7 protein-coding genes are annotated in these 7,196 nt (G+C 49.8%); all 7 read right to left on the bottom strand.

Going from position 1 to position 7,196, the window contains the following annotated elements; genetic code table 11:
• The coding region (locus ACTHSP_RS15865; protein WP_440346420.1) for a phosphatidate cytidylyltransferase at positions 1-272 on the bottom strand (272 nt) is incomplete at its 3' end.
• Positions 273-277: 5 nt separating this feature from the next.
• Positions 278-1,024, bottom strand: coding sequence for an isoprenyl transferase (locus tag ACTHSP_RS15860; protein ID WP_440346419.1), 747 nt, complete (start codon positions 1,022-1,024; stop codon positions 278-280).
• 57 nt (positions 1,025-1,081) lie between these two features.
• Positions 1,082-1,639 (bottom strand): ribosome recycling factor, encoded by a 558-nt coding sequence (frr, locus tag ACTHSP_RS15855; RefSeq protein ID WP_003686718.1) that lies wholly within the window; start codon positions 1,637-1,639, stop codon positions 1,082-1,084.
• Between the two features lie 175 nt (positions 1,640-1,814).
• Entirely contained in the window at positions 1,815-2,114 is a 300-nt protein-coding gene (locus ACTHSP_RS15850; RefSeq protein WP_107768626.1) for a DUF2818 family protein, read from the bottom strand.
• A 220-nt stretch (positions 2,115-2,334) separates the two neighbouring features.
• A complete protein-coding gene (gene nuoN / locus ACTHSP_RS15845) occupies positions 2,335-3,777 on the bottom strand; it encodes an NADH-quinone oxidoreductase subunit NuoN (RefSeq protein WP_107792270.1) in 1,443 nt (480 codons plus the stop codon).
• A gap of 9 nt (positions 3,778-3,786) precedes the next feature.
• Entirely contained in the window at positions 3,787-5,283 is a 1,497-nt protein-coding gene (locus tag ACTHSP_RS15840; protein WP_107792271.1) for an NADH-quinone oxidoreductase subunit M, read from the bottom strand.
• 95 nt (positions 5,284-5,378) lie between these two features.
• Positions 5,379-7,196 (bottom strand): NADH-quinone oxidoreductase subunit L (nuoL, locus tag ACTHSP_RS15835; RefSeq protein WP_440346418.1); only part of this gene is annotated, 1,818 nt, incomplete at its 5' end.

Below are 7,196 nucleotides of genomic sequence, written 5' to 3'. Positions count from 1 at the left end.
ATGACAATCAGCCAAAACGCCAATACGACATACCAAACCAAATCAGGCAACTGCCAACCGCCGGCATAGGCAATCACGCCGAACACCAGCGTTGAAGCCAAATAATGATTGATTTTCAGCTTGTCCAAGCCGCTCATGCGGGCATATTCCCACAAAGTCAGCATGGCAATCAGGCCGCAAAACGCCGCCCACAGCCACATAGGTGCATAAAACAGCATGCCCAGCATCAGTGGCAAAAGCCACAGCGCCGTCAAAATCCGTTGTTTCAACATAATTCTCAACCCCGTTGCTGCTCAACCGGCAGCTGTTCGGAAGTCCGCCCGAAGCGGCGCTCCCGTTGTTGGAACGAAGCAATCGCCTCGTTCAGCGATTTCTCATTAAAATCAGGCCACAGTGTATCCGTAAAATACAATTCCGCATACGCCATCTGCCACAGCAGGAAATTACTGATGCGCGTCTCCCCGCCGGTGCGGATAAACAAATCCGGCTCGGGTGCATCGCCCAACATCAAATAGCGCGACAACGCCTCTTCCGTAATCTCAGTTACACCCTCGGCAATCAACTGATTTGCCGCCTGCAAAATATCCCAGCGGCCGCCATAATCGGCGGCAATGCTCAAAGTCAAGCCGGCATTGTTTGCCGTCAACGCCTCTGCCGCCTCAATCCCCTTCAGGATTTCAGCATTAAACCGCTCACGGCTGCCGATGACTTTCAAGCGCATATTGTTATCGTGCAAACGGCGCACCTGCTTTTGCAAAGCCTGCAAAAACAGCCCCATCAGAAAAGAAACCTCTTCCTCGGGGCGTCGCCAGTTTTCAGTCGAAAAAGCAAACACGGTCAAATACTGCACACCCAGCTCAGCACAATGCTTCACCATGTTCTCCAGCGCATCCAAACCGCGCTTATGCCCCATCACACGGGGAAGAAAACGCTTCTTTGCCCAACGTCCGTTGCCGTCCATAATCACGGCAATATGTCGGGGGATGGCAGAGTGTTCCAAAATCGTCTGCGTACTGCTTTTCATGTCTGCCTTTCAGGGAACAAACCGTCCAAAGGCCGTCTGAACGGTTTGCACACAGGATTAAATCGCCATCAAATCTTCTTCTTTGGCAGCCAAGAGCTTGTCTGCCTCAGCAATATATTTGTCGGTCAACTTCTGAACCGCTTCCTCGCCTCGGCGGGCTTCATCTTCAGAAATTTCTTTGTCTTTCAACAATTTTTTGATGTGGTCGTTTGCATCACGGCGCACATTGCGGATAGACACACGGCCCTCTTCCGCTTCGCCGCGTACTACTTTGATCAAATCTTTACGGCGTTCCTCAGTCAACATAGGCATTGGAACACGGATCAAATCACCGACAGAAGCAGGGTTCAGGCCCAAGTTGGAATCACGAATCGCTTTCTCGACTTTTGCAGCCATATTGCTCTCGAACGGTTTCACACCGATCGTACGCGCATCCAAAAGCGTTACGTTTGCCACTTGGCTCACAGGCACCATGCTGCCCCAGTATTCCACTTCCACTTGGTCGAGCAGGCCGGTATGCGCACGGCCGGTACGCACTTTAGCCAAATTGTCTTTCAATACTTCCAGAGAACGCTGCATTTTGCCTTCAGCTGTCTTTTGAATATCATTAATCATCTTATACTTTCAATTTCATAGGAATAAAACAGGATTAACCGAGAATAGTACCGTTAAACCGCCACCACGACAAGGCTTTACGCCCCAACAGCCTTGTTTTCTAACCGATATTTAACATCAAACAAAATAAAGGCCGTCTGAAAATCTTTCAGACGGCCTTTTCCTAATTCAAATCCTACTCTCTATTCCGTTCATTCCAAAAGTAACGCCATACAAAGCATGGAAAAGCAAAAATCAGGTAGAGGCAGACAACGGTCGCGTAAAACTCCCAATCTTGGGCATGCACGGCACCAGCTCGCGATTCGAGGATATAGGCGAGGATCGAGGTAAGAAGGAAGCCTGCCAGCAACTCGATCAAGTGATGGCCGATATGTTTGCGTTTCAGGGCGATGATGCCGAAGAATTTGGTGGTAATAAATGGTGCGTTGGCAAAGATAAGTGCCAACAGCAAAAGAATGTACATGGATGCGGTCATGATGGTCTTTCGGTTTTCAGACGGCCTATATGTGATTTTAACATGTTAAATGGGCATTCTTGCCCATCATTATCCGTGGAATATTCAATATCTTGATGATACCTGCTTGATGATTGTTCAAAGGCTTGAGGCCGTCTGAACTTTGGGTATATTTCATCCGAATGCGAATCCTAACAAAAACGGCGGCTTTGGAACAGCCGCCGTTGGTTTTGTTTGAAGCTTACAGGGTATTTTCCAATGCTTTGGCACACCAGTCGATAACGGTTTGCGGCATGATACCCCACAGGAGCAGCAAGAAGGCATTGACCGTCAGAACAAATTTAGCGGCATAGTTACTGCCGACCGGCTGGTCATGATCAGGCGCATCGAAGTAGATGACTTTGACCACGCGCAGGTAGTAGAAGGCGCCAATCAGCGACATGATGACGGCAAATACGGACAACCAAACATGGCCTTGTTTCAAGAGTGCCATAATCACGCCGAATTTGGCGTAAAAACCCATCAGCGGCGGAATACCCGCCATGGAGAACATAGACAGCAACATCAGGAAGGCAAACCATGCATGGCGTTGGTTAAGGCCTGCGAGGTCTTTGATATTTTCACATTCAATGTCTTTGGTGGACAATACCATCAAAACACCGAAGCTGACTGCCGCCATCAAAGCATAGGTAATGGCGTAATACAAACCTGCAGTAAAGCCGACTGCGCCTGCCATAAACGCCAACAGGATAAAGCCCATGTGCGATACAGTGGAATAGGCAAGCATACGTTTGATATTGGTTTGCATGATGGCGGCAAGGTTACCGACCACCAAAGAAGCAACGGCAAGAATGGCCAACATCGGCGCCCAGTCTGAATGTATGGTACCCATGCCAGTAACAAGGATACGGAACGCAAAGACAACGGCGGCGATTTTCGGAGCCGTACCCACAAAGGCGGTAACAGAGGTCGGCGCACCATCGTACACATCGGGCACCCACATATGGAATGGAACCGCACCCAATTTAAATGCAATGGCAACTACAATAAACACCATACCCAATTTCAACAGCCACTCGTTGGCCTGCTCATTGAAAGCAGAAGCCAAGACGGAAGCAAAATCAAGAGAACCGGTGGCGCCGTAAACCATAGAAATACCATAGAGTAGCAAACCGGAGGCCAACGCGCCCAATACGAAGTATTTCAGCGCGGCCTCGGCAGAACGACCGGAATCGCGGCGTAGGGCAATCATGGCATATAGCGATAAAGACAACAATTCCAAACCGATATACGCAGTCAAGAAATGTGCCGAGCTGACCATGACGCTCATACCCAACAGGGCAAACAGCGACAGGGTGTAAAACTCGCCTTTAAAGATTTGGCGGTCTTGGTTGTACGGTTTACTGTAAATAAACAAACCAAACGTCAGCGCATACAGTACCAGTTTTGCCAAACGGGACATGCCGTCTGCAATATACATACCGTGAAAGGCATCGATACTGCCCTGCTCCCATACCGCCAATTGGGTAATGGCCACGACAATGACCGTTCCCAAACTCATCAGATGGGTCAGATAGCGGTTTTTATCGCAAATCCACAAGTCTGCCAGCAATACGACACCCAATAGCGCAAGCAGCACGATTTCGGGCATGGCGGGCATTAAATTCAAATCAGACCAGTTCATTTACACACCTCAAATCTTGCTTTGTGCCACATGGGCAATCAAATCGTTTGCCGCTTGATGCACCACTTCGATAAACGCTTGCGGATACAGACCCATGCCCAAAACAGCAACCGCCAAAATCGCCAAAATCGCAAATTCGCGGCAATTGATGTCTTTCATTTCGGCAACGTGCGGATTGTGGATCGCACCAAAAATAACGCGTTTATACATCCACAGGGTATAAGACGCACCGTAAATCAGGGTCATAGCAGCCAACGCGCCTACCCAGAAATTCACTTTAACCGCACCCATAATCACCATAAACTCGCCCACGAAGCCGGAAGTCGCAGGCAGACCGGCATTGGCCATACCGAACAACATCATAAACGCCGCAAACTTAGGCATCACATTGACCACGCCGCCATAATCGGCAATATTGCGGGTATGCAGGCGGTCGTACATCACGCCGATACACATAAACATCGCGGCAGACACGAAACCGTGGGAAATCATTTGAATGATTGCGCCTTTCAATGCCCAGTCATTCAGCTGGCCGTTCACAAACAGGAACATGCCCAAAGTGACAAAACCCATATGACTGATGGAAGAGTACGCCACTAGTTTTTTCATATCGGTTTGCACCAAAGCCACCATACCGATATAAATTACGGCAATCAGGCTCAATACGATGATCACAGGGGCAAAATAGCGTGCCGCATCCGGCATAATCGGCAGGATGAAGCGCAAGAAACCATACGCACCCAGTTTCAGCGTAATTGCCGCCAACACCATCGAACCGCCGGTCGGCGCTTCAACGTGGGCATCCGGCAACCAAGTGTGCACAGGGAACATCGGCACTTTTACGGCGAATGACAGGAAGAACGCTATAAACAAAAGCTGTTGTACGCCCAACGGAATCTGTTTGATGTTTTGGAAATCGACAATAGAGAAGCTGCCTGTTTGATAGTACAGGTAAACCATGGCAACCAGCATCAAGAGCGAACCCATCAGCGTATAGAGGAACAGCTTGACCGAAGCATAGACGCGGCGCGGGCCGCCCCATACACCGATAATCAGGTACAGCGGAATCAGCATACCCTCGAAGAACACATAAAACAGAATTGCATCCTGCGCAGCAAACGCGCCGTTAATCAAACCCGACATCATCAGGAATGCCGCCATATACTGCGCCGGACGTTTCTGAATGACTTCCCAACCGGCCAATACCACCAACAGCGTAATAAACGCATTCAAGATGATAAAGAGCACTGAAATACCATCTACACCCAATGCGTAGTTGATTTTCAGAAGCGGAATCCACTCGTGGAACTCGGTAAACTGATAGCCGCCGCTCAAACGGTCGAAACCGGTAAACAGGGGCAGCGTTACCAAGAAACCGGCAAGCGCACCCATGAAGGCAAGCACACGCGCCAGCGGCGCACGGCTGTCTTTACCGGTCGCCAAAACCAGCACACCTGCGGCGATGGGTATCCATATTGCCAAGCTGAGTAGGTAGTTGGAAAACATAGTGGTTAACCTGTGGTTAAAATAAAAATGTGTTTATGTGGATATTTCTTCGTTTCAGACGGCCTGAAGGTTTAAGACCGTCTGAAACCTTATTCTTATCGGAACAATCCCCAGAAGGTCATGCCGAGCAGTACCAATACGCCGAATACCATAGCAGCGGCGTAGGTGTAGATAAAGCCGGTTTGGGCTTTACGCACTTGCGCAGCAATCGCGCCGACCAGTTTGGCGGAGCCGTTGACAATACCGTTGTCGATAATGGCGGTATCGCCGACTTTCCAGAAGAAGGTACCCAATGCGCGCGTGCCTTTAGCGAAGACGTTGAAATACAGGGCGTCGAGGTAGTATTTGTTTTCAAACAAAACGTAAATCGGACGGAACGCCTGTGCAATTTTCGCTGGCAGGTGCGGCAGTTTGACGTACAGGAGCCATGCGCTTAAGACACCTGCGATAGCAAGGTAGAGTACAGGCGAATGCAGGCTGTGTGACACCATTGCCAATGCGCCGTGGAACTCTTCCTTCATGATGTGCATGGTCGGATGCGCGTCGGCATTGACAAAGATTACGTCTTTAAAGAAATCGCCGTAAAGCATAGGCTCAATGGCAACGTAGCCGATGATAACGGACGGAATGGCCAGCAGAATCAAAGGCAGGGTAACAACCAACGGGCTTTCGTGCGGATTGTCGTTTTTGCCCAAGCCGTGATGCTCTTCGCCATGATGATCGTCATGATGCTCAGGCAGGTTGCGCCATTTCTCTTCACCGTGGAACACCATAAAGTATTGGCGGAACGCGTAGAACGCAGTAACAAACACACTGGCAAGGACCGCAAAATAGGCAAAGCCACTGCCCGGCAGGGTGCTGTATTTCGCCGCTTCGATAATCGAATCTTTGGAATAGAAGCCGGAGAAGAACGGCGTACCGATCAGCGACAAGTTACCGATCAGCATGGTCAGCCAAGTAATCGGCATGTATTTTTTCAGGTTGCCCATGTGGCGCATATCTTGGTCATGGTGCATACCGATAATCGCGCTACCTGCAGCCAAGAACAGCAAGGCTTTAAAGAAAGCGTGAGTCATCACATGGAACATCGCCACGGAATAGGCGGACGCGCCCAGAGCCACGGTCATGTAGCCCAGTTGCGACAGGGTAGAATACGCAACCACACGTTTGATGTCGTTTTGAATCACGCCCAAGAAACCCATAAACAGGGCAGTAATCGCACCGATTACCATGATGACAGACAGCGCAGTGCTGCTCATCTCATAAATCGGCGACATACGCGATACCATGAACAGACCGGCGGTAACCATGGTTGCGGCGTGAATCAACGCGGAAATCGGTGTCGGGCCTTCCATCGAATCAGGCAGCCAAACGTGTAGCGGGAATTGCGCTGATTTACCCATCGCACCCACAAACAACAGCAAACAGGTTACGGTAATCAAAGACCATTCCACACCGGGGAACAGTTGAATGGTGGCCGTCTGAACATTAGGCAGATAAGCGAATACATCTTGATAGCGCAGGCTGCCGCCGAAATAGGCAAGCACCAAGCCGATACCGAGCAAAAAGCCGAAGTCGCCGACACGGTTAACCAAAAAGGCTTTCAGGTTGGCAAAAATCGCGCTCGGACGTTTGAAATAGAAACCGATCAAGAGATACGACACCAAGCCCACAGCTTCCCAACCGAAAAAGAGCTGGATGAAGTTGTTGCTCATAATCAGCATCAACATGCTGAAAGTAAATAAAGAAATGTAGCTGAAGAAGCGTTGGTAGCCGACTTTTTCATCGTGCATATAGCCGATGGTGTAGATATGTACCATCAGCGATACGCCGGTGACCACGACCATCATCATCGCCGTCATCGTATCGACCAAGAAGCCGACGGAAAAATCCAAACCGCCCATCGTCAGCCA

It is taken from the genome of Neisseria sp. P0001.S005 (assembly GCF_051963715.1).
The sequence above is the reverse complement of the archived record's forward strand: the minus strand, read 5'-3'. Positions and strand labels throughout refer to the sequence as shown.